22 protein-coding genes and 1 tRNA gene are annotated in these 21,649 nt (G+C 73.3%); 10 read left to right on the top strand and 13 right to left on the bottom strand.

Annotated elements, in window-relative coordinates; genetic code table 11:
• Positions 1-120: 120 nt before the first annotated feature.
• The 4 genes from sepX (at position 121) to IEY96_RS01750 (ending at position 2,666) form a co-directional block, all read left to right on the top strand.
• On the top strand, positions 121-906 hold the full coding sequence (gene sepX / locus IEY96_RS01765) for a divisome protein SepX/GlpR (protein ID WP_189193031.1): 786 nt from the start codon (positions 121-123) through the stop codon (positions 904-906).
• A 95-nt stretch (positions 907-1,001) separates the two neighbouring features.
• Entirely contained in the window at positions 1,002-1,553 is a 552-nt protein-coding gene (locus IEY96_RS01760; protein ID WP_189193030.1) for a dihydrofolate reductase family protein, read from the top strand.
• 165 nt (positions 1,554-1,718) lie between these two features.
• Positions 1,719-1,792 (top strand) — tRNA-Ala (locus IEY96_RS01755).
• Positions 1,793-1,931: 139 nt separating this feature from the next.
• A complete protein-coding gene (locus tag IEY96_RS01750; RefSeq protein ID WP_189193029.1) occupies positions 1,932-2,666 on the top strand; it encodes a VOC family protein in 735 nt (244 codons plus the stop codon).
• A 208-nt stretch (positions 2,667-2,874) separates the two neighbouring features.
• Here IEY96_RS01750 and IEY96_RS01745 read toward each other — a convergent pair whose 3' ends face one another.
• Positions 2,875-3,321, bottom strand: coding sequence for a DUF3592 domain-containing protein (locus IEY96_RS01745; protein ID WP_189193028.1), 447 nt, complete (start codon positions 3,319-3,321; stop codon positions 2,875-2,877).
• 153 nt (positions 3,322-3,474) lie between these two features.
• Between IEY96_RS01745 and IEY96_RS01740 the strand changes: the two genes are divergently transcribed.
• Complete coding sequence (locus IEY96_RS01740; protein WP_189193027.1) at positions 3,475-4,221, top strand: metallophosphoesterase; 747 nt, start codon at positions 3,475-3,477, stop codon at positions 4,219-4,221.
• A gap of 20 nt (positions 4,222-4,241) precedes the next feature.
• Here IEY96_RS01740 and IEY96_RS01735 read toward each other — a convergent pair whose 3' ends face one another.
• Both IEY96_RS01735 and IEY96_RS01730 read right to left on the bottom strand, forming a co-directional pair.
• On the bottom strand, positions 4,242-4,706 hold the full coding sequence (locus IEY96_RS01735; protein ID WP_189193026.1) for a DUF1579 family protein: 465 nt from the start codon (positions 4,704-4,706) through the stop codon (positions 4,242-4,244).
• Positions 4,707-4,776: 70 nt separating this feature from the next.
• Entirely contained in the window at positions 4,777-5,688 is a 912-nt protein-coding gene (locus IEY96_RS01730) for a LysR family transcriptional regulator (protein WP_189193025.1), read from the bottom strand.
• A 70-nt stretch (positions 5,689-5,758) separates the two neighbouring features.
• Between IEY96_RS01730 and IEY96_RS01725 the strand changes: the two genes are divergently transcribed.
• On the top strand, positions 5,759-6,865 hold the full coding sequence (locus IEY96_RS01725) for a TDT family transporter (RefSeq protein WP_189193024.1): 1,107 nt from the start codon (positions 5,759-5,761) through the stop codon (positions 6,863-6,865).
• A gap of 325 nt (positions 6,866-7,190) precedes the next feature.
• Here IEY96_RS01725 and IEY96_RS01720 read toward each other — a convergent pair whose 3' ends face one another.
• The 4 genes from IEY96_RS01720 to IEY96_RS01705 all read right to left on the bottom strand — a co-directional run bounded on the left by IEY96_RS01720 (position 7,191) and on the right by IEY96_RS01705 (position 10,115).
• The gene (locus IEY96_RS01720; protein ID WP_107078801.1) at positions 7,191-7,382 is read right to left on the bottom strand and encodes a general stress protein CsbD; all 192 of its coding nucleotides are present in this window, start codon (positions 7,380-7,382) and stop codon (positions 7,191-7,193) included.
• A 114-nt stretch (positions 7,383-7,496) separates the two neighbouring features.
• Positions 7,497-8,210 (bottom strand): DUF8817 family protein, encoded by a 714-nt coding sequence (locus IEY96_RS01715; protein WP_189193023.1) that lies wholly within the window; start codon positions 8,208-8,210, stop codon positions 7,497-7,499.
• 111 nt (positions 8,211-8,321) lie between these two features.
• Complete coding sequence (locus IEY96_RS01710) at positions 8,322-9,383, bottom strand: DUF4352 domain-containing protein (RefSeq protein WP_189193022.1); 1,062 nt, start codon at positions 9,381-9,383, stop codon at positions 8,322-8,324.
• Positions 9,384-9,458: 75 nt separating this feature from the next.
• Positions 9,459-10,115, bottom strand: a complete 657-nt coding sequence (locus IEY96_RS01705) for a 4'-phosphopantetheinyl transferase family protein (RefSeq protein ID WP_189193021.1) — start codon at positions 10,113-10,115, stop codon at positions 9,459-9,461.
• A gap of 164 nt (positions 10,116-10,279) precedes the next feature.
• On the opposite strand from IEY96_RS01705, the gene IEY96_RS01700 reads away from it, so the two are divergent.
• Positions 10,280-10,498, top strand: a complete 219-nt coding sequence (locus tag IEY96_RS01700; protein ID WP_373293494.1) for a hypothetical protein — start codon at positions 10,280-10,282, stop codon at positions 10,496-10,498.
• Between the two features lie 54 nt (positions 10,499-10,552).
• Here IEY96_RS01700 and IEY96_RS01695 read toward each other — a convergent pair whose 3' ends face one another.
• The 3 genes from IEY96_RS01695 to IEY96_RS01685 all read right to left on the bottom strand — a co-directional run bounded on the left by IEY96_RS01695 (position 10,553) and on the right by IEY96_RS01685 (position 14,710).
• Positions 10,553-11,326 carry a peptidase gene (locus IEY96_RS01695; protein WP_189193019.1) on the bottom strand — a complete coding sequence of 258 codons (774 nt, stop codon included), beginning with the start codon at positions 11,324-11,326 and terminating at the stop codon, positions 10,553-10,555.
• Between the two features lie 2 nt (positions 11,327-11,328).
• Positions 11,329-12,609, bottom strand: a complete 1,281-nt coding sequence (locus IEY96_RS01690) for a VWA domain-containing protein (RefSeq protein ID WP_189193018.1) — start codon at positions 12,607-12,609, stop codon at positions 11,329-11,331.
• A gap of 400 nt (positions 12,610-13,009) precedes the next feature.
• On the bottom strand, positions 13,010-14,710 hold the full coding sequence (locus IEY96_RS01685) for a dolichyl-phosphate-mannose--protein mannosyltransferase (RefSeq protein WP_189193017.1): 1,701 nt from the start codon (positions 14,708-14,710) through the stop codon (positions 13,010-13,012).
• Between the two features lie 92 nt (positions 14,711-14,802).
• Here IEY96_RS01685 and rsmI point away from each other — a divergent pair, with 92 nt between their 5' ends.
• Positions 14,803-15,642 carry a 16S rRNA (cytidine(1402)-2'-O)-methyltransferase gene (gene rsmI, locus IEY96_RS01680; protein ID WP_373293508.1) on the top strand — a complete coding sequence of 280 codons (840 nt, stop codon included), beginning with the start codon at positions 14,803-14,805 and terminating at the stop codon, positions 15,640-15,642.
• Between the two features lie 24 nt (positions 15,643-15,666).
• On the opposite strand, the gene IEY96_RS01675 is transcribed toward rsmI, so the two are convergent.
• Positions 15,667-16,524, bottom strand: coding sequence for a hypothetical protein (locus IEY96_RS01675; RefSeq protein WP_268247132.1), 858 nt, complete (start codon positions 16,522-16,524; stop codon positions 15,667-15,669).
• Between the two features lie 138 nt (positions 16,525-16,662).
• Between IEY96_RS01675 and metG the strand changes: the two genes are divergently transcribed.
• Entirely contained in the window at positions 16,663-18,465 is a 1,803-nt protein-coding gene (metG, locus tag IEY96_RS01670; RefSeq protein ID WP_189193015.1) for a methionine--tRNA ligase, read from the top strand.
• Positions 18,466-18,519: 54 nt separating this feature from the next.
• Here metG and IEY96_RS01665 read toward each other — a convergent pair whose 3' ends face one another.
• Both IEY96_RS01665 and IEY96_RS01660 read right to left on the bottom strand, forming a co-directional pair.
• Positions 18,520-19,371 carry an alpha/beta fold hydrolase gene (locus IEY96_RS01665; RefSeq protein ID WP_189193014.1) on the bottom strand — a complete coding sequence of 284 codons (852 nt, stop codon included), beginning with the start codon at positions 19,369-19,371 and terminating at the stop codon, positions 18,520-18,522.
• A 58-nt stretch (positions 19,372-19,429) separates the two neighbouring features.
• Positions 19,430-20,668, bottom strand: a complete 1,239-nt coding sequence (locus IEY96_RS01660; RefSeq protein ID WP_189193013.1) for a hypothetical protein — start codon at positions 20,666-20,668, stop codon at positions 19,430-19,432.
• A gap of 82 nt (positions 20,669-20,750) precedes the next feature.
• Between IEY96_RS01660 and IEY96_RS01655 the strand changes: the two genes are divergently transcribed.
• Positions 20,751-21,647, top strand: a complete 897-nt coding sequence (locus IEY96_RS01655) for a TatD family hydrolase (protein WP_189193012.1) — start codon at positions 20,751-20,753, stop codon at positions 21,645-21,647.
• Positions 21,648-21,649: the final 2 nt, after the last annotated feature.

Genomic DNA, 21,649 nt, shown 5'->3' with positions numbered 1-21,649 from the left:
CCTCAAGTAACTGCAAGCTGTGGCAAGCGCTGCCTGCCCGCACGATCTGCGCCGTAAACGACGGGCGACGGAAGAAGTTGCGGTCGTGTGGCGCTCGCCCCGAACTTGGTGACGGGAGGGGTGAGGGTGCCGACCTCGGTGCTCCTCGCCGTCCTCGCCGCCGCCGGTCTGCTCGCCCTCGCGCCGGCGCTGGTCCGCCGGTACGACGCCACCGAGCGGCTAGTGGCGGAGCGGGCGCAGTCGACGGCCCGGGTGCTCCAGCGCCGCCGTCGGCGTCGCACCGTGCCCGGACGGCGGCCGGTGCACCCGCCGCGCTCCCTCGTCGTCACCCTCAGTGAAGACTCCGGTACGGGTGGTCTCGCCCGGCCGGTGTCGGCGCCGCCCGCCCGCCGTCGCTCGGGCCGGCTCCGGTCGGTGCAGCCCGCCCCGGCCAGGTCCCGCCGACGGCACCCGCCGAAGCGCCGGCAGCACACCCCGGCGATCTACCGCCGGCGCCGGGTGCTCGCCGCGCTGCTGCTGCTCAACTTCGTCGAACTGATCGGCGTGGTGCTCGTCAGCCCCGGGTTCTGGATCAGTGTCTCGGTCACCGGCGCCCTGCTCGTGGCGTACGTCGTACACCTGCGGCAGCGGGCCCTGGCCGAGCGCCGGCGGCGGCGCGCGGAGGCCCGGGAGGCGGCGTGGCTGGCCGCCCGCCAGGCCGAGGTGCGCCGCGAGCAGGCGCGGCGTGCCGCCGCCCGGCGGGAGGCGCAGCGCCGGCTGGCGGCTCAGCGCGAGGCGGTCCGGCGTACCGCCATGGGGCTGGACCGGCCCGCGGACCTGCCGCCCGCGGCGAGCGGCGGCTCGGTTTCCTACCGCCGGGCGGGTGGCCTGCGGGGGCGGCCGTACCAGAGCGGGCGGGGCGCCTAAAAAGTTTTTCTGCCGGTGTTGTCGAATCCGGCGGGTCTCGTCCGACGGGTTGGTGAGGGCCGGTGCGGAGCCGGCCGCGGACAGGGGAGCCCGTGATGGCCAAGATCGTGTCGAACTTCTTCATCTCGCTGGACGGTGTCGTGGAGCGGCCCGACCAGTGGCACTTCCCCTACTTCGACGACGAGATGGGCGCCGCCGTCGGCCGCGGGGTGGAGGCGACCACGGCGTTCCTGATGGGGCGCACGCAGTACCAGGAGTGGTCGGAGTACTGGCCGAACCAGACCGGGGACGACATCGACTTCGCGTCGTTCATCAACTCGGTGCCGAAGTACGTGCTGTCCAACACCCTCACCGAGACGACCTGGCAGAACTCGCACCTGATCTCCGGCGACTCCGACCAGGTCGCGGCGCGGCTGCGGGAGATCAAGGAGCAGACCGACGAGGAGATCGCCATGTCGGGCGGCGCCACGACGGTCCGGTGGCTGCTGGCCAACGGGCTGTTGGACGAGCTGCGGCTGCTGGTCCACCCGATCGCCGTGGGACGCGGCCAGCGCCTCTTCGAGGACACGCCGACCTGCCCCCTGCGCCTGCTCGACAGCGCCACCTTCAAGAGCGGCGTCCTCAACCTGACCTACGCCCCCGCCTGAGCTCCGCCGTGGATCTTGGAGGGTTTGGGCCCCTCTGGGGGCCTTTTCCCTCCAAGATCTGCTCGGGCGGCGGGGTGGTTCGCTTCGGAGGCGCGGAACCTGTTAGCCTTGTCGCCGGCCCGCCCGGTGCAAGCCGGGTGGGACCGACGCTGGTACGCCAGCGGAGGGGCTGTGGCGCAGACCGGTAGCGCACCTCGTTCGCATCGAGGGGGTCAGGGGTTCAAATCCCCTCAGCTCCACCCAGTTCGAAGGCCGTTTCCCGTGGTGGGAGACGGCCTTTTTGATCTTGTACAGCAGCTCACGGCGTCGCAACCTCCTCTCATGCCGAGACAAGTACGGCTGATCTTGATGTGCAGGACTGCGGCTAGCATCGTCGGCATGGCAACGCGGCTTGTTCAGGTCAACATGAAGGCTCGGGACGACTCCGCGCTGGGCGGTTTCTGGGCGGAGGCGCTCGGCTGGGGAGTCTCCAGCGAGGGCCCCGGCGTGACCAACCTCGAACCTGAGGGCTTCGTCTACCCCGACCCCGTCGCCGTCTGCCTCGACCTCATCGCTTCCCCGGAACCCAAGACGGTGAAGAACCGCGTGCACGTCGACCTCGCCACCACCTCGGCGGCCCATCAGGCGGAGGTGGTCACGCGCCTGAAGGATCTCGGCGCAACATCCGCCGACGTAGGCCAGGGCGACGTGCCATGGACGGTCATGGCCGACCCGGAGGGCAACGAGTTCTGCGTGCTGGACCCCCGACCGCTCTACCGAGACACCGGACCGATCGCCGCGGTAGTGGTCGACTGCGCCGATCCGCGAGCCATGGCCGGCTTCTGGGGCAAGGCCATGGACTGGACGCTGCACGAGGTGACCGACCACAACGCGTTACTGCGTTCCGCCAAGGGCGTCGGTCCATATCTGCAGTTCATCCGCACACCCGACGTGAAGACCGTGTGGAACCGCGTCCATCTCGACGTCCGCCCATACCCGGGTGACGACCCGGAGGCCGAGGCGGCCAGGCTGCGGACGCTTGGCGCTGCCGCCATCGACCTGGATCACGATATCCCGTGGACGGTCCTCGCCGACCCGGAAGGCAACGAGTTCTGCCTCCTTGCCCCAGGCTGACCCAGACCCTCGTCATCCGCTCGCTCCCGCCACGAGCCCGGATTCTGCGACGCACCCTGGCCGGCATCGGCTACGAGTACCTCGGCACGTCCGGATCTGCCGCGGTCAACGCGCTGAGGTGGGCGCGGATCGGTTGGCGGACGCGTCGCGCGTCAGTCGACAGGCAGGCTGCCGGCGGACCCGGCTCAAGCCGACCTCGTCCGTGTCGCTACGGCATGCCCGCGTATCGGAGTGGGAGCGGTGGGCGGGGCCGACGCCACGAGAGGTAGGTCAGGATGCCGAACGTGATCAGGAGTGCCACGGCGACGAGGATGATCAGCCAGCCGGATTGATCGCCGACCTCACGCACTCTGAGGCACGGGTCGCTCCTGGCGTGACGGACGCGGATGCGGTCGCCGGTGCTCACGGCCCGGTTCGCGTCGACCGAGACGCGGAAGTCCGCCTGGCACACCTCGCCATGACTCGTGGTGTACCGAACCGTCAGGAAGGTTCTCGCTCCGCGATGCTCGACGTCCAGCACCTTGGCGACCGTCTCTGATCCGCGACGGTCGTCCGCCATCGACCAGGTCGCCAGCGCCGTGAGCGCGATCGCGAAGACCAGGCCGAACATCGAGAACAGCCGCAGGAGGGTTCGGCTCGGCCGTCGACGGTTCACGGCTGGACTCTAGAGCGGGCCAGCAACGATGCCCTGCCGGTCACTGCCCGGCGCTCGGGTCGCGAAGCACGCCGCTGCTGATGGTGCGATGACCGGACCACCCGAGGGCGATTGGTGCTACCGCGGCGGCCCGGCGATGCGCACCATCGGTGCATGATGATCATCGCGCACATCAGCGACACCCACCTCGACGGCGGTGAACGCGCCCTCGCCCGGACCCGGCGGGTGATGCGCTACCTGCGTGGCTGCGACATCGACATGATCCTGGTCTCCGGTGACCTGGCCGACCACGGCGAGATCTCGGAGTACCAGGAGGTCAAGGCCGAACTCGTCGCCGACGTTCCGGTGCTCATGCTGCCCGGCAACCACGACGACCGGTCGGCGTACCGGAACGTGCTGTTGGGAACCGACGGCGACGCGCCGATCAACCAGCTTCACCGGGTGGGTGACGTCCTGTTCGCTCTCTGCGACTCCACCATCCCCGGCCGCGATGACGGTCGGCTCGCTCCCGAGACCCTGGAATGGCTGCGCGGGGTCCTGGCCGAGGCTGACGCGCCCGTCGTCGTCGGGCTGCACCACCATCCGATCCGTCTGCACAACCCGCTGGTCGACAGCATCCGGCTCGGCAACGCCGACGAGTTCGCCGCGATAGTTCAGCAGGCCCCCGGGGTGGCCGCGGTCCTCTGCGGACACGCCCACGATGCCGCCGCGGGGTCGTTCGCCGGTCGGCCGCTGCTCGCGGCGCCCGGCGTGGTGTCCACGACCCGCATGCCGTGGACCACCACCGACGAGCTCACGTGGGCCAACACGGCCGACCTGACCGACCCGCCGGGCGTGATGTTCCACGTCCTCGACGACGAGGGCACCCTCACCACCCACGTGCGGACGGCGCCCGAGTGACAGGGTGAGCGGCGCCGAGGTCAGGCGCGGCTGACCTCGGCGACCATGACCGGATACGGCCCGGCGGGCATCTCGGCGGTGGCCTGGTCGGCGGGGATCACGTTGTCCATCCGCATGCGCAGACGCTCGGCGTCTGCCGTGTCGAACACGATCCGCCACGCCCAGCCGCCGCCGTACTCGCCCCTCAGCTCGAACGTCCCGTCGGGTCCCGGGCCTCCGGTCAACGACATCGGCGTGGGCTGCTGGTGCCACGAGTCGCCCCACACCGCGACCAGTGCGCCCTCCTGGTCGCCGGCCCCGACGACGAGCAGGCCGTCCTGCGGCCCGTCGTCCGGGTGTGCCCAGGAGTAGGCGACCGAGGTCAGGTGACCACCGGCGGCCGTCGTCACGGTGATCGTGGCGGGCGACCCGGCGAGCGGGTCGGCGGGCATCAACCGGAAGCCGTTGGTGCCGCACCAGGAACCGGCGAAATCGGCGAGGATCATCAGCCCACCATAGGGCCGCCGGTCGTTTCGTCCATCCGCGTGCGAGAGCCCCGGGCACGCTCGCCCCGGGTCACCCGTGCCGTCGGGCGATCGAGTGGAGGTCCCGCGCCGGCCCGGTGAGCTGCCGTCCCGCCGGCCACACCGCCCGCAGCCGGCGGCGCAGGTCGAGCCCGTCGACCGGCACCGCGACCAGCGCGCCGGCGGCCAGTTCGGTGCTGACCGCCAGCGAACTGAGCACGGCCGGTCCACTTCCCGCCCCGACCGCGTGCTTGATCGCCGTCGTCGAGGAGAGTTCGAGGACCGGCGCGGCGAACTCGCCGACCCCCCGCTCGCGCAGCGCGCTCTCCAACGCCCGGCGGGTGCCCGAGCCCGCCTCCCGGGCCACCAGCGGCGCGGCGGCCAGCTCGGCCGGGGTGATGCCGCGCCGCCGGCGCGCCCACCGGTGGGACGGGGCGACGACCACCGTGAGCCGGTCCGTGGCCACGGTGTCCGCGTCGAGCCCGCCCGGCAGGTCGGGACCCTCGACGAAGCCGAGGTCGGCCCGGTCCGCGAGGAGGCGGGCGGCCACGTCCGCGGAGTTGGCGGCCTGGAGCGTGACCGCCAGGTCCGGCTGGCGTACGCGCAGTGCCACGAGCCACGCGGGGAGCAGGTATTCGGCGACGGTCTGGCTGGCCGCCACGGTGAGCCGGCTCTCCTTCGTGACGCGCAGCGCCTGCACGGCGGCGGCGAACGAGTCGGCCGCGTCCACCACGGTGCGGGCCCAGTCGGCGATCAGCGCGCCGGTCGGGGTGAGGGTGGACCCGCGCGGAGTGCGGTGCAGCAGGGTCAGGCCGAGCCGGCGTTCCAGGTGGCGGAGGCGGGCGCTGGCCGCCGGTTGGGAGATGCGGTGTTCCGCCGCGGCCTGGCCGATGCTGCCGAGCCGGGCGACGGAGAGCAGCAGGTCGAGGCTGCTCAGGTCGGTCACCTGCGGCGGCAGAGGCATAGGCAGAGGTTATGGCTCGGTAGGGGATCGCCGCCTACCGGGTCGGCCCCGGCGGTCCGAGGGTTGGCGTATGAACAGCCTGCACCAGCCGCCCGTCCTGCCGCGTCGCCCGGACACCGCCGCCCACCTCGGCCCGAACTGGTTCGCCTCGGTGATGGGCACCGGGATCGTGGCCACCGCCGCCGCCGGTCTGCCCGTGCACCTGCCCGGGCTGCGGCTCGTCGCGACCGTCGTCTGGCTCGCGGCGGCGGCGTTGCTCGTCGCGCTGGTCGCCGGCTGGGCGGTGCACCTGCGCCGGGACCGGGAGACCGCGCTCGGGTACGCCGCCGACCCGGTCATGGCGCAGTTCTGGGGAGCGCCGCCCATGGCGCTGATGACCGTGGGTGGCGGTGCGCTGCTGCTCGGGCCGACGCTGATCGGGGAGTCCGCCGCCGTGGCGGTCGACCTCCTGCTGTGGGGCGTCGGGACCGGCCTGGGCCTGCTGACCGCGGTGGCGATCCCGTACCTGATGATGACCCGGCACCGGATCGGGCCGGACGCCGCGTTCGGCGGCTGGCTGATGCCGGTGGTGCCGCCGATGGTCTCGGCCGCGAACGGCGCGCTGCTCGTGCCGCACCTGCCGGCCGGGCAGCCCCGGCTCGACCTGGTGATCGCCTGCTACGCGATGTTCGGCGTCAGCCTGGTCGCGACCCTGGTCATCCTGCCGCAGCTCTGGAACCGGTTGGTCGTCCACCGGGTCGGCGCCGCCCGGATGGTCCCCACCCTGTGGATCGTGCTGGGGCCGCTCGGCCAGTCGATCACCGCGGCGCACCTGCTCGGCCGGGCCGCCGAGGGCGTGCTCCCCGAACCGTACGCGGCCGGGGCGCAGATGCTCGCCGTGCTCTACGGCGTACCCGTGCTGGGGTTCGCCCTGGTCTGGCTGGCCCTGGCGGCCGCGATCACACTACGCACCGCGCGCGCCGGGCTGCCCTTCTCGCTCACCTGGTGGAGCTTCACCTTCCCGGTCGGCACGCTGGTCACCGGAGTCACCGGACTGGCCACCCGGTCCGGCTCGGCCATGCTGACCACCCTCGCGGTGCTGCTGTACGGCCTGCTGGTGGCGGCCTGGGTGACGGTGGCCGCGCGTACCGCCCGGGGCGCCTGGCACGGACACCTGTTCCTACCGCCGACGAGGTGAGTCCGCCGGGCGCGGATAGGCCCGGCGGTCCGGTCAGTCGTCGCTTCTGAGTTGCAACCTCAGGCGGCTCGCCACCTGAGTCGACTGTCCGTCGCACTTCGCTTGCAGCGCATCAACGTCCCGGAGTTGGTCCTTCCGAGCGCCCCGGCAGGGCTGCAGAAAGCGGTTGCCCGGAGCGACGAGTTGCTATCCGCTGTCCGGCTCACCGGAAACGCTGGTCAGCCGGGTGCAGGGCGGACCGGCGACCGGTCGCGAACCGTCAGCCGCTCACGGGGCGGTGGCCCCGGTGGGTTTTCGCCACCGGGGCCGGGCGAGACCGGACACCTCAGCCGGAGAAGTCGTCCCGCGCGTCCCGGGCGTCCTGCTGGACGTGCTCACCGGGCCGCTTGCCCCGGATCTCGTCCTGGCGCCGCACCTCGTCCGCCTCGGACCGTTCGTCCCGGGTCATGTCGCCCAACCGGGCCCGGGCCGGGCCGGCCAGATCCTCGAGGTCGTCCTTCGCCCGTTCGACGCTCATGCCGCCTCCCCTGTCGCCAGTGGGCGCCGTCGCGCCCCACCGCCAGCGGCGTCCCCGGCCCTCGGGCGCTGAAACCCGAGGCTCGCCGGCTGGTGCGGGCCGCGGCCCATGTGGTTAATCGAGGTCCGCGGCAAGCTCCGCCGCGTGCCGCAGCGTCGCGGCCAGCCGCTCCCGGCTCTCCTCGCCCAGCCGAACCGACCCCGCCCGCTCCAACAACTCCCGGGCAACCGCCGGCTCGTCCAGCACCAGGGCCAGCTCGGCCCGGTAGGCCAGCGCCTCGACATGGACGACCGGGTCGTCGGCTGCCTCCGCCCGGGACAGTGCCGTGTCGAGGATCCGGGCGGCCTGGCGGTGGTCCCCACGCGAGTCCGCCTGCACCACCGCGTTCTCCAGTGCCCGCGCCAGCCGCCCGGTCACGCCGTCGCCGGCCGGGGGCGCGGTGCGGGCCACGAACCGGATCCAGTTGCCGCCGGGGTCGACGATGCTGAAGCCGCCGTGCCCGTCGTAGTTCTTCCGCACCCGCGGCCGGGTCATCCGCGGCACCCCGGAGACGAGCACCTTGCCGTAGGCCGCTCGCATGCCGGCGGCGAAGTCCCGGTGGATTGCGACGAGGTCGTCCACCACGACCAGGCAGGAACCGTACGAGGTGGCCGGGTCGAACTCGGGCATCCCGAAGAAGTGCAGGTGGAGATCCTCGCGGCGCAGCGCGAGGTACGGGTTGGGTCGCGCCTGCCGGTAGGTGACCTCGAAGCCGAGTGCCTGGTAGAAGGGTCCGACGTCGTCCAGGGACCGGCACGGCAGCAGCGGGATGGTCGTCTCGTGGGCCATCCGTTCTTCCTATCGGCGCGTCGCCGACGTTCGCACATGGAAATGTCCGAACAGACAAGGAGGCCGCCCGGAAAGCCGGGCGGCCTCCGCCGCGTGCGAGGGCGTCGCGGGTCAGGGCTTCCAGGAGCCCGCGGTACGCAGGTGGTGCTCGTACTCCAGCGTGCCGTTCCTGTCCTTGACGTCGAAGATGAGCTGGCCGCTGCGCTTGCTGCCGGTGGGCAGGTTGTTGCCCGAGCCCATCAGCTTGCCGCACCCGGAGAAGGCGCCGCCGACGCCGCTCTCCTCGGCGCCGTCGGAGCCGACCCACTTGAAGAAGAACGGGTTGATCGAGCCGGTGCCCTTGGTGACCTCGGCGGTCACGTCGGCAATCAGGTACATGCCGTTCTTCGGCGCCGGCATGAACTCCTGGCAGGCCTTGTCCTTGGTCCGGAAGTTGCCGACCGTGATCTCGACGGTGCCGTCGTCGTCGTTGACGATCAGGGTGTCGCCGGACGGCATGTTGAAGGTTTCGCTGTCGGTCTTCCCCGGATCGGGCGTCGCCGAGGTGCCGCCGGTCGGGGAGTCGTCGACCGGGTTGCTGTACGTGACCCCCGGGGTGGGCAGGTTGTCGATGGCGTCCTTGGTCTTCTTCGCGCCGCTGTAGATGGCGAAGATGCCGCCGCCGCAGCAGAGCAGCAGCATGACCGCCACCACGATGCCGACGGTGATCCAGACGTTCTTGTTGGACTTCTTGGCCGGCGGGCCGAACTGCCCGGGCGCGGGCGGGTACGGCCCGGTCGGCGGGTACGCCTCGCCCGGGGGCGGCGGGTACTGCCCGGGCGGCGGCGGGAACGCCGCGCCCCCGGCCGGCGGGTACGGCGGCTGCCCGGCGCCCGGTGGCGGGTACGGCGCGCCGGAGGTCGGCGGCTGCGGCGGGTACGGCGCCCCCGAGGTGGGCGGCTGCGGCGCGTACGGCGACTCCGGAGCCGGCGGGTAGCCACCACCCGGGGCCGGCTGCGGCGGGTACGGGGCACCCGAGGTGGGCGGCTGCGGCGCGCCGGAGACCGGCGGCTGCGGCGCGTACGGGCTGCCGGACACCGGCGGCATCGGCGCGGTGGGGAACGCCTGGGTCGGCGGTTCCTGAGGCTGCTGGTTCGGGTCCTGCGGTCCGAACGGAGGCTGAGGGTGGCTCACCGTACTCCTTGGGCACCTTCGAGATCGTCAGTCGGCACGACGGTACAAGCCGCCGGCAACGCGACCGTCAGGCCCTCACCGGGGTACCAGAACGGCGGCCGTGCGCACCAGTTCGGCGTCCACCGTGAACCGACCGGCTATCGACGGCGGCGGATCGGTCACGGGAGCGGCGGCGAGCCGGGCGGGCGCGATCCGGGCCGTGAACGTGCCCGCGTCGGGGTCGAGGGTGATCCGGGCGTCGGCGAAGTCCAGCCAGGTCCCGACGAGCGGGTGCCAGACCTTGTAGACGGTCTCCTTGGCGCTGAACAGCACGGTCGGCCAGGCCACCCCGGCGGGCAGCCGGGCCAGGTCCGCCTCCTCCTCGGGCAGGCAGACCTTCCGGCGTACCCCCGGGGTGAGGTCCCGGTGTCGTTCGGCGTCCAGGCCCACCGCGCGGACCTCGGTGGCGCGGGCGGCGGCGGCCGCGCAGTAGTCCCGGGTGTGGGTGATGGCGCCGACCACGCCGGCCGGCCAGACCGGGGCGCGGTCGGGGGCCGCGGGCACCGGCGTGGCCGGCAGCCCGAGCCCGGCCAGCGCCCGGCGGGCGCAGACCCGGCCGGCCGTGAAGTCCCGGCGGCGGCTGGTCACGGCGCGTTCGCCCAGGCAGGCCCGCTCGGCCGGGAGCAGCGCGCCGGTCCAGTCCGCGGCGGCGGCCACCGCCACGGCGACCTCGGGCGGCAGAAGGTCCCGCATGACGCGGAAACGTACCGCAACCGTGTAACGCCGGAGCGTTTCGGGGCGCTGTTGGGTCGTTGCGGGGAGGCGACCGTCCACAAGCACGCGTCCGTTGACGAGAGGATCGGCCGATGACGTCTGGCGCGAAGGCGTCGGAATCACGACCGGGCGAGCACGCCCCCGTGACCCCCGACTGGACCTGTGGTTCCTGTGGCGACGACTGGCCCTGCGCCACCAAACGTCGGCAACTGCTGGACGAGTACCAGGTGGACCGCGCCTCGTTGAGCGTCTATCTCGGCTCCTGCCTGGCCGCCGCCTCGCAGGACCTGCGCGCCGCCCCGGTCTCCTCGCTCCAGGAGCGTTTCATCGGCTGGGTGCCGCGCGGCCCGCGTACCTTCTGACCCGCGCTTCCGGTGGCCGCCGCGTCGGGTTCACGGCGGCCACCGGTCGCGGGCTCAGGGGCGGCGGGGCCGGCGGGTGAGCGCGAAGCCCACGACGCCCGCCACGGCGGCGAGCACGCCGCCCACGCTGGTCCACACCCACCGGGAGCCGGGCTCCGGAAGCCAGCCGGTGAGGCCGCCCTCCTCCTCGGCGACCGGCTCGGGGGCGGGCTCGGCGGTGAGCACCTGGCCGGCCCTGGTGTTCGGCACCAGCGGCGCCTCCAGTTCCCCGTCGTCGCCCGACCCGCCGCCCTCGGCGTCCGCGCCGACCAGCAGGTCGACCTCGACAGGCAGGCCCAGGTCGGGCTCGGGCAGGTCGGTGACGGAGAGCCGGAGGTAGTAGGTGCCGGGCAGCGGGTCGCCGGACCACGGTTCCGCCCAGGGGCGGACCCGGCGCAGCGTGCAGCCGGGGGCGACGCTGGTCGCGGTCGCCGCCGCGGTCGGGGTCTGCGCGCCGGCCGTGCACGCCTGGCGGCGGCGCAGCCCGTCGAAGACGTCGACGGTCCAGGTGGACGCGCCGGTGCGCGCCTTGGCGAAGGAGACCGTAGCGGTGACCTCGTGGACCTGGCCCGCCTCGGCGCGGAACGACCAGTAGAGGTGGTCGCCGGTGGAGGCGCCCACCCGGACCGGCTGGCCGGGGGTGATCGCGGTGGCGGTCAGGAACGAGGTGCCGGCCTTGGTGACGGTGGCCGCGCCCGGCGAGGGAGTCGGCGCCGCCGCGGCGGCCCCCGGGGTGAAGGCGAGCCCGGCGGCGGCCAGCGCCGCCGCGGAGCGGATCAGCGTACGCATCCTCAGTTCTCCCTCCAGGTGGCCACCCACCAGCGGGTGAGCAGCCCGGCGACCAGCCCGGTGACCAGCCCGGCCAGGGTGAGCAGGAGCAGCAGCGCCCAGCCCCGACCGAGGTCCGGCCCGTCCGGGGCGGGGGACGCGGCGACCACGTCCACGGTCAGCTCCACCGGCATGCCCGGGGCGACCTGCGTGCCGGGGCGCGGCGCGAACGAGTTGCTGACCACCAGGCAGACCGTCCGCGCCGGCTGCACCCCGCTCGGGGCCGGCGCGGGGCTCGCCTCCTCGGCGGCCGACCAGCGCAGCCCGGCGGAGACCACGTCGGTACGGCCGCTGCCGGCGTCGACCCCCCGGACGAGTTCCCGCCCGTCGGACGCGGTGGCCCGCAGCAGCACGCCGTAGTCGGGGTTGACCGGCCGGTCCAGCGCGACGCTCACCGAGGCGCGCAGCTCCTGCCCGGGCCGGACCGGCACCCGGTACCAGCGGTGCTCGGCGAACGCCTCCCGGTCGGTGTAGACACCGGGGGCGAGCAGCGGCGCGTTGTCGCACGCGGCCGACCCGCCCACCACGGTCGGGGTGGCGGTGTAGGTGTCCCGGGCCCGGTCCACCAACTGCTTGATCCGCCCGGTCAGCTCGTCGGCGCTCTGCGCTGCGGTGTAGGTGCCGCCGGTCGCGCCGGCGATGCAGAGCAGCTGCCGGCGGACCTTCTCGTCGGGGGCCAGGCCGAGCGTGTCGACGACCAGCCTGGTGCCCTGGGCGGCCAGCTCGCGGGCCACCTCGCAGGGGTCGGGTGGGGCGCAGGTGTCCTCGCCGTCGGTGATCAGCACGATCCGGCGGGCGGTGCTGCCGGTGCCCAGGTCCTGCGCGGCGGAGCGGAGCGCCAGCCCCACCGGGGTGAAGCCGGTCGGGCGCAGCGTGGCGACGGCGGCCTTGGCCTGCGTACGGTCCACCGGACCGACCGGCACGATCTGCTGGGTGTCCAGGCAGCCCTGCTTCTTGTCCTTGCCCCGGTAGGTGGCCCCGAGCACCCGGATGCCGAGCTGGGTCTCGTCCGGCAGCGCGTCGACCACCTCGTTGAACGCCTGCTGGGCGACGGCGATCCGGCTGCGCCCGTCGATGTCCCGGGCGCGCATCGAGCCGCTGACGTCCAGGACCAGTTCGACCTTGGGCGGCTCGGCGGGGGGCTCGGCGGTCTCGTCGTCGGCCGCGGCGGGCGGCGGACCGATCAGCGCGGTCGTCGCCAGCAGTCCGAGAAGGACGGCCGCCGATCGTCTCTTGTTGATCACCGGGCGAAGTGTAGTGAGATCCACAATGGAAGATCATCCGGGTCGGATGATCTACACTGGTCGATGCGACAGGCGCCATGATCAGGAGTTGTGTGGCGGCTCGTGCGCGCGGCGGCGGATAGTAAGGAATTCGTAATGTTTCCGCTGCGTGACCCACCGTGAGGTGCCCGATGTAAACCTTTTGTGGGGTGGCGCATTCGTCGGAAATCTGACCCGGCTCGACCCGTTGTGCCAGTGCCGCACTGTGGTTAAGCTCTGTCTTGCGCGCCCCAATCGCCCGCTTCCCCCGTGGCAGGCGATCGGGGCGCGCTTTTTCGTGCCCCGGCCCGGCTCCTGCCGTCGGCAAATGGGTCGGCCCGTGATCGCAACCGGTTTTCCGACCCGCCGGCGCGGCGCCGGATCAGATCCAGCGGCCGTCCAGCCACATCCGGGCGGACCAGTCCGCGTAGGCCATGAGGCGACCCACGAAGATCGGGTAGAAGTAGCCGAAACAGAGGGCGACCAGCAGCACGTACGCGCCCGCGATGATCCCGCCCACCAGCCGGCGGTCGGAGGCGTCCTCGGGGCTCGGTGGCGCCGCCGTGCCGGCGGCCGGGGCGGGCGAGACGATCGCGCCGAGCACGTAGACCACCGCGAGCACCAGGAACGGCACCGCCGGCGCGGCGTAGAAGGAGAACATCGTCCGGCCGTCGAGGGCGAACCAGAACCAGGGCAGCAGGCCGGCGGCCACGCTGAGCAGGATCGCCCCGGCCCGCCAGTCCCGCCGCGCCAGTCCCAGCCAGACCGTCGCGGCCAGCGCCGGGAGGAACGACCACCAGAGCAGAGGCGTGCCCAGCAGCAGAATCTCCGAGGCGCAGCTGGGCGCGCCGCAGTTGCCGTCGCCGGACCAGTAGAAGGCGACCGGCCGTCCCAGCAGCAGCCACTGCCACGGCCACGACTGGTACTTGTGCGGGTCGTCGAGCTGGGTGTGGAACCCGTACGCGGCCTTGTGGTATTCCCACAGGTTGATGAGCGGCCCGATGACCGGGGCGTCACTCAGCCCCGGGGTGTTCGGGTAGCGGCTGGCCAGTCGGTAGTAGCCGTCGTCGCCGAGCAGCCAGCCCGACCAGGTGACCACGTAGGTGACGACCATCAGCACACCGGCTGCCAGGAGCCAGGGCAGCTCGTCCAGCAGGGCGTCCCGCCACGGGCGGCGGACCCCGGCCGAGCGGCGGACGCCGACCTCCCAGAGGAGCACAAGCAGCGCGAAGGCCGGGACGAAGTAGAGGCCGCTCCACTTCACCGCGCAGGCGCAGCCGAGCAGCACCCCGGCGGCCAGCCGCCACCACGGCCAGTCCCGCCAGGTCGACGGCGGCCGGCCGGCCCGCCCCGGCAGCGACGGGTCGAGCCCCGCCTCCAGCGCCCGGGCCCAGCGCCGCCGCCGGGCGTCCCGGTCGAGCACCAGGGCGCCGAACGCGGCCAGCACGAACAGCAGCAGGAAGATGTCGAGCAGCGCGGTGCGGGAGAGCACGAAGTGGAAGCCGTCCAGGGCGAGCAGCAGCCCGGCCGCGCACCCCAGCGTCGTCGACCGGAACATCCGCCGGCCGATCCGCACCAGCAGCAGCACCGACAGGGTGCCGGCGATCGCCGCCGCGAAGCGCCAGCCGAACTCGGGGGCGGTGGTCATCAGGTGCCCCGGCACGGAGATCTTCGTCTCCGCGTCCTGGTAGCCGAAGGCCCACTCGCCGAGGCCGATGAGCCACTTGCCCAGCGGCGGGTGCACCACGTACGACGGGCCGTTGTCCTTGTAGTTCCACTCGACGCCGCGGTCGATCAGCCCGTACGCGTCGCGGGCGTAGTAGATCTCGTCGAAGATCTTGCCGTTGGGGCCGCTCAGCCCGACGAAGCGCAGGATCGCCGCGATGGCCACCACGACCCCGGTGGCCAGCCAGGCCTGTCCCCGGCCGAGGCGGGCGTCGACCGTGTCGAGCCGTCGCCGGACGACGGCCGGGATCCGGCTCCGGCCGCCGCTCGTCGCGGGGCCGGTGGCCCGGTCGGCGGCGGTCGGCTCTTCGGCGGACCCGCCCGCGTTCGCGCTCTGTGCTGTCGACGCACTCGTCACCCGGCGATCGTAGGCTGCGAAGGTGCCCGGTGGCGCCCGTCGTCTCCGAGATTGGTACGGCCGTCGATGAAGGAGCGCACGTCGTGGGTGAAATGTCCGAGGTTGGCCGCCTGGTGCTGCTCGGCGCGCCGCTGGGCAACCCGGCCGACGCGTCCGCCCGGTTCCGGGAGGTGCTCGCCACCGCCGACGTGGTCGCCGCCGAGGACACCCGCCGGCTCACCCGGCTGGCCCGGGACCTGGCGGTGACCGTGCCGGGCCGGATCGTCTCCTACTTCGAGGGCAACGAGGAACGCCGCACCCCGGAACTGGTCGACGTGCTCGCCGCCGGCTACACGATCGCGCTGGTCACCGACGGCGGCATGCCCAGCGTCTCCGACCCCGGCTACCGGCTGGTCCGGGCCGCCCTCGACGCCGGGATCCCGGTCACCGCGGCCCCCGGGCCGAGCGCCGTGACCACCGCCCTGGCGCTGTCCGGGCTGCCGTGCGACCGGTTCTGCTTCGAGGGCTTCCTGCCCCGGACGCCCGGCGCCCGCCGGTCCCGGCTGCGCGCGCTCGCCGCCGAGGAGCGCACCCTGGTGCTCTTCGAGGCGCCGCACCGGATCGCCGGGGCGCTGGCCGACCTGGCCGAGGCGTTCGGCCCGGACCGGCCCGCCGCGCTCTGCCGGGAGCTGACCAAGACGTACGAGGAGGTGGTCCGCCGGCCGCTCGGCGAGCTGGCCGAGTGGGCCGCGGCGGGCGAGCCGCGCGGCGAGATCACCATGGTCGTGGCCGGGGCACCGCCGGCCGCGGCCGTCCGGCCGGACGACGACACGCTGCGCGCCGCCGTCGCCGCGCGGGAGGCGGCCGGCCTGTCCCGGCGCGACGCCATCACCGAGGTCGCCACCGAGTTCGGGCTGCGCCGCCGCGAGGTCTACACGGTCGTGCACAGCTGAACGGAGGATCCCCTCCCGGCGTCGCTACCAGGCCGCCCCCAGGAAGCCGACGGTGATCAGCAGCGGGCCGACCAGGGCGACGCCCACCGCCCAGCGGCGTTGCCGGGGGTCCGGCAGCCGGGTCGCGCCGGTCCACCGGGCGATCCCGGTGGCGCAGCCGGCCACCAGCAGCAGCCCGAGCATCCAGCGCAGGTGCCGGCCGGCGCCGGCGTCGGCGTACGCGGTCCGGCCGGTCGGCCCGGTCATCCGGGCGGGCAGCACCGAGCCGGTGGCGCTGCGCTCGGCCGGGACTCCGCTGACCCGGACACCGTGGGCCAGGAAGCGCTGGCCGTCGGCCAGGAAGAGCCCTCGGCAGCGCTGGGTCAGCCCGCCGCCGGTGCAGTCGGTGATCACCGCCGTGCCGCTCGTCCCGTGGCCCACGGCCAGCCACAACGGCCCCGCGCTCACCCAGGCGAAGAACGCGGCCAGCAGGCTCAACGACAGCAGCACGGACAGGCCGGTGACCGGGTCCGGGGGAGGTGCCTGCCGCTCGCGCCGGGACGCCGACCGGCGGCCGGGCCAGCGGGCGGCCCGCCGCGGCTCCTCCCGCAGCGGGGTGCCGTCCCAGTGCACCTCCTCGATCGGCGCCCAGGCGGTCCCGCCGTCCGCCGGGGCGGAACGCCGGTGCCAGCGCGGCTGCCGGACCGGCACCCGGCGCGGAACGGCGTCGACCGGCGCCCCGGTGGTCGGTTCCACCTCCACCGGCGGGTCGGCCGGGTCCAGCCGGGGCTGGGGGGCGACCGACGCGCCGCGCGCCGGGATCCGCCGCGCGGCCTCCCCGGCCGCCGGCGCGGAGGGCCCGGCCGGCCCGGGCGCCGCTGGTCTGCTGGTCACGCCGTTCATTTCACACCGGCGGACCGGGCCAGCCGGGCAGCTCAGGCCGCGTGTCGGCGACAAATCGGACGTACGGCCGGGGTTGGCTGGTGGGACGCGCCCTATTGGTTCGCGGGTAGCCCGCGGCAATCACTAGGCTTGGCGCTCATGAGTCACGTTCTCGCCGCGGTCGCCTGGCCCTACGCCAACGGCCCGCGCCACATCGGCCACGTATCCGGATTCGGCGTTCCCTCCGACGTCTTCGCCCGGTACATGCGGATGGCCGGTCACGACGTGCTCATGGTCTCCGGCACCGACGAGCACGGCACCCCGATCCAGGTGCAGGCCGACGCCGAGGGGGTCACCCCGCGTGAGCTGGCCGACCGGTACAACCGGGTGATCGCCGAGGACCTGCGGGCGCTGGGGCTGTCGTACGACCTGTTCACCCGGACCACCACCCGCAACCACTACGCCGTGGTGCAGGAGCTGTTCGAGGGTCTGCACCGCAACGGCTACATCGTCCCCAAGGTCACCACCGGGGCGATCTCCCCGTCCACCGGCCGGACCCTGCCCGACCGCTACATCGAGGGCACCTGCCCGATCTGCGGCTACGACAGCGCCCGCGGCGACCAGTGCGACAACTGCGGCAACCAGCTCGACCCGGTCGACCTGATCAACCCCAAGTCGAAGATCAACGGCGAGACGCCGGAGTTCGTCGAGACCGAGCACTTCTTCCTGGACCTGCCCGCCCTGGCCGACGCGCTGCGGCAGTGGCTGGACACCCGGGAGGGCTGGCGGCCCAACGTGCTGCGCTTCTCCCGCAACCTGCTCGACGACCTCCAGCCCCGGGCCATCACCCGGGACCTGGAGTGGGGTGTGCCCATCCCGCTCGACGGCTGGCGCGACCGGCCCGACAAGCGGATCTACGTGTGGTTCGACGCGGTCATCGGCTACCTGTCCGCGTCCATCGAGTGGGCCCGCCGCACCGGCGACCCCGACGCCTGGCGGAAGTGGTGGTCCGCCGACGCCGAGGGGAAGGACGCCCGCGGCTACTACTTCATGGGCAAGGACAACATCGTCTTCCACTCGGTGATCTGGCCGGCGCTGCTCGGCGGCTACTCCGGCGAGGGCTCCCGCGACGGCGAGCCGGGCGAGCTGGGCCGGCTCAACCTGCCCACCGAGGTGGTCTCCAGCGAGTACCTGACCATCGAGGGACGGAAGTTCTCCTCCTCCCGCAAGGTGGTCATCTACGTGCGGGACTTCCTGGAGCGGTACGACGCCGACGCCCTGCGCTACTTCATCGCGGCGGCCGGCCCGGAGAGCAACGACACCGACTTCACCTGGTCGGAGTTCCTCCGCCGCAACAACGACGAGCTGGTCGCCGGCTGGGGCAACCTGGTCAACCGGTCGGTCTCGATGGCCGCGAAGAACTTCGGCGCGATCCCGCCGGTCGACCCGGCCGGGCTCACCGAGGCCGACCAGGCCCTGCTGGAGACCGCGAAGGTGGGCTTCGCCACCGTCGGCGACCTCATCGCCCGGCACCGGCAGAAGCAGGCCATCGGCGAGGCCATGAAGGTCGTCGCCGAGGCCAACAAGTACCTGTCCGAGCAGGCGCCCTGGAAGCTCAAGGGCGAGGACGACAAGCCCCGGATGGGCACCATCCTGCACGTCGCCCTCCAGGTGGTCAGCGACGCCAACACGCTGCTCACCCCGTTCCTGCCGCACTCCGCGCAGAAGGTCCACGAGCTGCTCGGCGGCACCGGGGTGCACGCGCCGATGCCGGTGCTCGAGGACGTCGAGGACCTCGACGGCGGGCCGGCGTACCCGGTGCTGACCGGCGACTACACGGTCGGGGCGCGCTGGGAGTCCGTACCCCTGGAGGCGGGCCGGCCGCTCGCGGCGCCGAAGCCGGTGTTCCGCAAGCTCGACCCGTCCATCGTCGACGAGGAGCTGGCCCGGCTGGCCGGCTGACCGACCACGACCGCGGCCCCGGGGACACACCCCGGGGCCGCCGTCGTCGGTGGGTCAGGCGCGGGCCATCTTCGGCGCGCCGATGAACTCCATGATCGCCTGGTTGACCTCCGTCGGGTGCGTCCACGGCGTGCCGTGCGGCGCCCCCTTCAAGGTGATCAGCCGGCAGTCGGACAGCATGTTCTGCAACCGCTGGCCCGTCACCGGGAACGGCAGCACGTTGTCCTTGTCGCCCTGGATGATCAGCACCGGGATGTTGATGTTCGGCAGGTCGCCCCGGAAGTCCGTCAGCCACGCGTCGACGGAGTCGTAGGTGCCCTTCGCCGACGCCTGGGCCCCGATCTGCCAGTGTGCCCGGTACGCCTCCTCGCTCACCCACTTGCCCTTGTTCTCGCTGTAGTTGAAGAACGCGTCGCAGAACTGGGTCAGGTAGGCGAACCGGTCCTGGATGATGGCCGCCTGGAACCCGTCGAACAGGCTCTTGTCGACCCCTTCGGGATTGTCGGCCGTCTTCAGCAGGAACGGTGCCAACGGGGCCATCAGCACCGCCCGGTCCACCCGGTCCGACCCGTACGCCCCCAGGTAACGGGTCACCTCGCCGGTGCCCATCGAGTGCCCGATCAGGATCGCGTTGCGCAGGTCCAGCTCGGTCATCAGCACGTCGAGGTCGGCCGCGAAGGTGTTGTAGTCGTAGCCGAACGCCGGTTGGGCGGAGTTGCCGAATCCGCGCCGGTCGTACGTGATCACGCGGTAGCCGGCCGCGAGCAGCGGGCCGGACATCTTCTCCCAGGTCGCCCCGTTGAACGGGAAGCCGTGGATCAGGACGATCGGCTGGCCGGAGCCGTGATCCTCGTAGTAGAGGTCGATGGGTGCGGAATTCTCCGTACCGACGGTGACGAAAGGCATGTCGGGCTCTCCCCTTGCGTGCGTCTAGGACGCCCGCGCTTTCCCGACCCGGTCCGGGTTATGCCGTCCGGTAGGGCAGGTCCACCACCCGGTCGTCGGTGAGTTCGGCGCCCGGCGCCCAGGTCTCGTAGACGCCCCGCTCGTGGCACTGCGCCCCGGTCGTGGTCACCGCGTCCGGATCCGGCCGGCACAGCCGCAGCCGCAGCCAGCCCGCTTCCTCCCAGAGCACCAGGCAGGGCACCCCGCGCCAGGCCGCGTAGCGGAGCCGGCGCGCCGCCGAGTCGACCGGGTACCGGGCCGCCCGGGTCATGGCCAGCACCCGGAACCCGCCTGGCAGGTCGGCCACCGCCTCGTACTCGGCGCCGCCGTAGGCGCCGACGAGCTGGGTCGAGCGGGGCGCGTCGCCGGTCGGCACGTACTCCTGGTCGGGGGAGAGGCCGGGCACCGCGGCCAGCAGGTGCCGCCACTGCGGGCCGACCATGCGCAGCCAGCCCCGCTGCTCGGCCTGGTAGGTGTAGAGCACCACCTCCACACCCTCCGCCGGGTAGGCGAGCAGGGCGGCGTTCGCCGGCATCGGCAGGTCGGCGAAGTCGCGGGTCACGAACTCCGGGATCAGCTGGGCGTTGCTCGGCACGAAGCCGGTGCCCAGCACCGGCGGCCCGAGCCGGTCCCGCGGCGGCAGCGCGGTCAGCCCCTGGTGCGCCGGGCCGACCGGCACGTCGTAGTCGGCCGGGTCGGTGGCGCGCCAGCGCAGCGCGTACGCCACGTCACCGCCCTCGGAGTCGCCGCGCAGCACCGCCATCCCCGCCGGGGTGCGCAGGTGCGCCACGTCGTGCTCCCGGTGGCAGAAGCCGTGCGGCAGCCAGCCCCGCACGTAGCCGGCGAGCTGGCGGGCGGAGAGCACCTTCACCATCCGGGTGCCCGGCCGGATCAGCGCCGAGCCTCGCACCGCCGCGAGGGTCGGGTCGCCGGCCGCCCCCGGCTGCTGGCTGAGCTGGTGCAGGTACGCCCAGCCGTGCTCGCGGTGCAGCGGCATCAGCAGCGGCGGGTCGAGGTCCTCGGTCGGCTCGGCCGCACCGTGCACGGCACTCACCTCGGTGACGTGCACGAACCTCCGCCACGGGTAGGCCACCCCGGGCCGGGGCGCCCACTCGAAACCGGGCGCCTCCTCGGCGCTGAACAGCTCGTACGCCGCGCCCCGGGCGATCTCCTCCGCCGGGTGGACGCGGCCGTCGTACGTCACGCGCAGCCCGGTCCGCTCGGAGGCGGCCCCGCTGGCCTGGGGAGTGACGGTCACGCCCCGGACCGTAGGCGCGACAGATGTTGCGCACGTGAACAGTCGGTGGCGGTCCGGAAACGCCGGCCGGTGGCGGTGTGTGATGCTGGCCGCGATGAGCGAGCAGACCGAAACCCGCAAGCAGCGCGCCGCCCGCCGGGCCGGCGAGTTCCCGCCCGCCCCGGAGGCGCTGGCGGTTCCCGTGCTGGACAGCCACACCCACCTGGACATCACCGTCAGCGAGGCCGGCGTGCCCGGCGGTCCGGCCGACGACCCGGTGGCGGCGGCGATCGCGGTGGCCGCCGGCGTCGGCGTGGACCGGCTGGTGCAGGTGGGCGTGGACGTCGAGTCGTCCCGGTGGAGCGCCGACGTCGCCGAGCGCTACGGCGCGGTGCTGGCCACCGTGGCGCTGCACCCGAACGAGGCGCCCCGCCTGGCCGACCTGGACGAGGCGCTGCGCGAGATCGAGGCCCTCGCCGGCCGGAGCCGCGTCCGCGGCATCGGCGAGACCGGGATGGACTTCTTCCGCACCGGCGACGAGGGGCGGGCCGCGCAGGAGGAGAGCTTCCGGGCGCACATCGCCATCGCCAAGCGGTACGGCAAGGCGCTGGTCATCCACGACCGGGACGCGCACGCCGACGTGCTGCGGATCCTCGACGACGAGGGCGCGCCGGACACCGTGGTGCTGCACTGCTTCTCCGGCGACGCCGACTTCGCCCGCGAGTGCGTCCGCCGTGGCTACCTGCTCAGCTTCGCCGGCACGGTCACCTTCGGCAGCGCCACGGCGCTGCGCGAGGCCGCCGCGGTCACCCCGCCCGGGCAGCTGCTGGTGGAGACCGACGCGCCCTACCTCACCCCGATGCCGCACCGGGGGCGGCCCAACGCCTCGTACCTGATCCCGCTGACCGTCCGGTTCCTGGCCGACACCACCGGGACCGACCTCGACGAGCTCTGCGCGGCGATCTCCGCGACCGGCGAGCGCGCGTTCGGGCCGTGGTGAAA

The sequence above is a fragment of the Micromonospora fulviviridis genome (assembly GCF_014648395.1).
In the GTDB taxonomy this organism is placed as follows: domain Bacteria; phylum Actinomycetota; class Actinomycetes; order Mycobacteriales; family Micromonosporaceae; genus Micromonospora; species Micromonospora fulviviridis.
Note: the sequence above shows the minus strand (reverse complement) of the source record. Positions and strands in the feature narration are given on the sequence as shown.

What these genes read in the sequence shown, in the direction of transcription:
- IEY96_RS01730 (WP_189193025.1), bottom strand. Translation starts at nt 5,688, where the DNA reads ATGCCTCTGCCGCCGCAGGTGACCGACCTGAGCAGCCTCGACCTGCTG.
- IEY96_RS01675 (WP_268247132.1), bottom strand. Translation starts at nt 16,524, where the DNA reads ATGAACGGCGTGACCAGCAGACCAGCGGCGCCCGGGCCGGCCGGGCCC.
- IEY96_RS01655 (WP_189193012.1), top strand. Translation starts at nt 20,751, where the DNA reads ATGCTGGCCGCGATGAGCGAGCAGACCGAAACCCGCAAGCAGCGCGCC.
- rsmI (WP_373293508.1), top strand. Translation starts at nt 14,803, where the DNA reads ATGTCCGAGGTTGGCCGCCTGGTGCTGCTCGGCGCGCCGCTGGGCAAC.
- IEY96_RS01705 (WP_189193021.1), bottom strand. Translation starts at nt 10,115, where the DNA reads ATGCGGGACCTTCTGCCGCCCGAGGTCGCCGTGGCGGTGGCCGCCGCC.
- IEY96_RS01750 (WP_189193029.1), top strand. Translation starts at nt 1,932, where the DNA reads ATGGCAACGCGGCTTGTTCAGGTCAACATGAAGGCTCGGGACGACTCC.
- IEY96_RS01735 (WP_189193026.1), bottom strand. Translation starts at nt 4,706, where the DNA reads ATGATCCTCGCCGATTTCGCCGGTTCCTGGTGCGGCACCAACGGCTTC.
- IEY96_RS01715 (WP_189193023.1), bottom strand. Translation starts at nt 8,210, where the DNA reads ATGGCCCACGAGACGACCATCCCGCTGCTGCCGTGCCGGTCCCTGGAC.
- IEY96_RS01725 (WP_189193024.1), top strand. Translation starts at nt 5,759, where the DNA reads ATGAACAGCCTGCACCAGCCGCCCGTCCTGCCGCGTCGCCCGGACACC.
- IEY96_RS01720 (WP_107078801.1), bottom strand. Translation starts at nt 7,382, where the DNA reads ATGAGCGTCGAACGGGCGAAGGACGACCTCGAGGATCTGGCCGGCCCG.
- IEY96_RS01760 (WP_189193030.1), top strand. Translation starts at nt 1,002, where the DNA reads ATGGCCAAGATCGTGTCGAACTTCTTCATCTCGCTGGACGGTGTCGTG.
- IEY96_RS01665 (WP_189193014.1), bottom strand. Translation starts at nt 19,371, where the DNA reads ATGCCTTTCGTCACCGTCGGTACGGAGAATTCCGCACCCATCGACCTC.
- metG (WP_189193015.1), top strand. Translation starts at nt 16,663, where the DNA reads ATGAGTCACGTTCTCGCCGCGGTCGCCTGGCCCTACGCCAACGGCCCG.
- IEY96_RS01695 (WP_189193019.1), bottom strand. Translation starts at nt 11,326, where the DNA reads ATGCGTACGCTGATCCGCTCCGCGGCGGCGCTGGCCGCCGCCGGGCTC.
- IEY96_RS01740 (WP_189193027.1), top strand. Translation starts at nt 3,475, where the DNA reads ATGATGATCATCGCGCACATCAGCGACACCCACCTCGACGGCGGTGAA.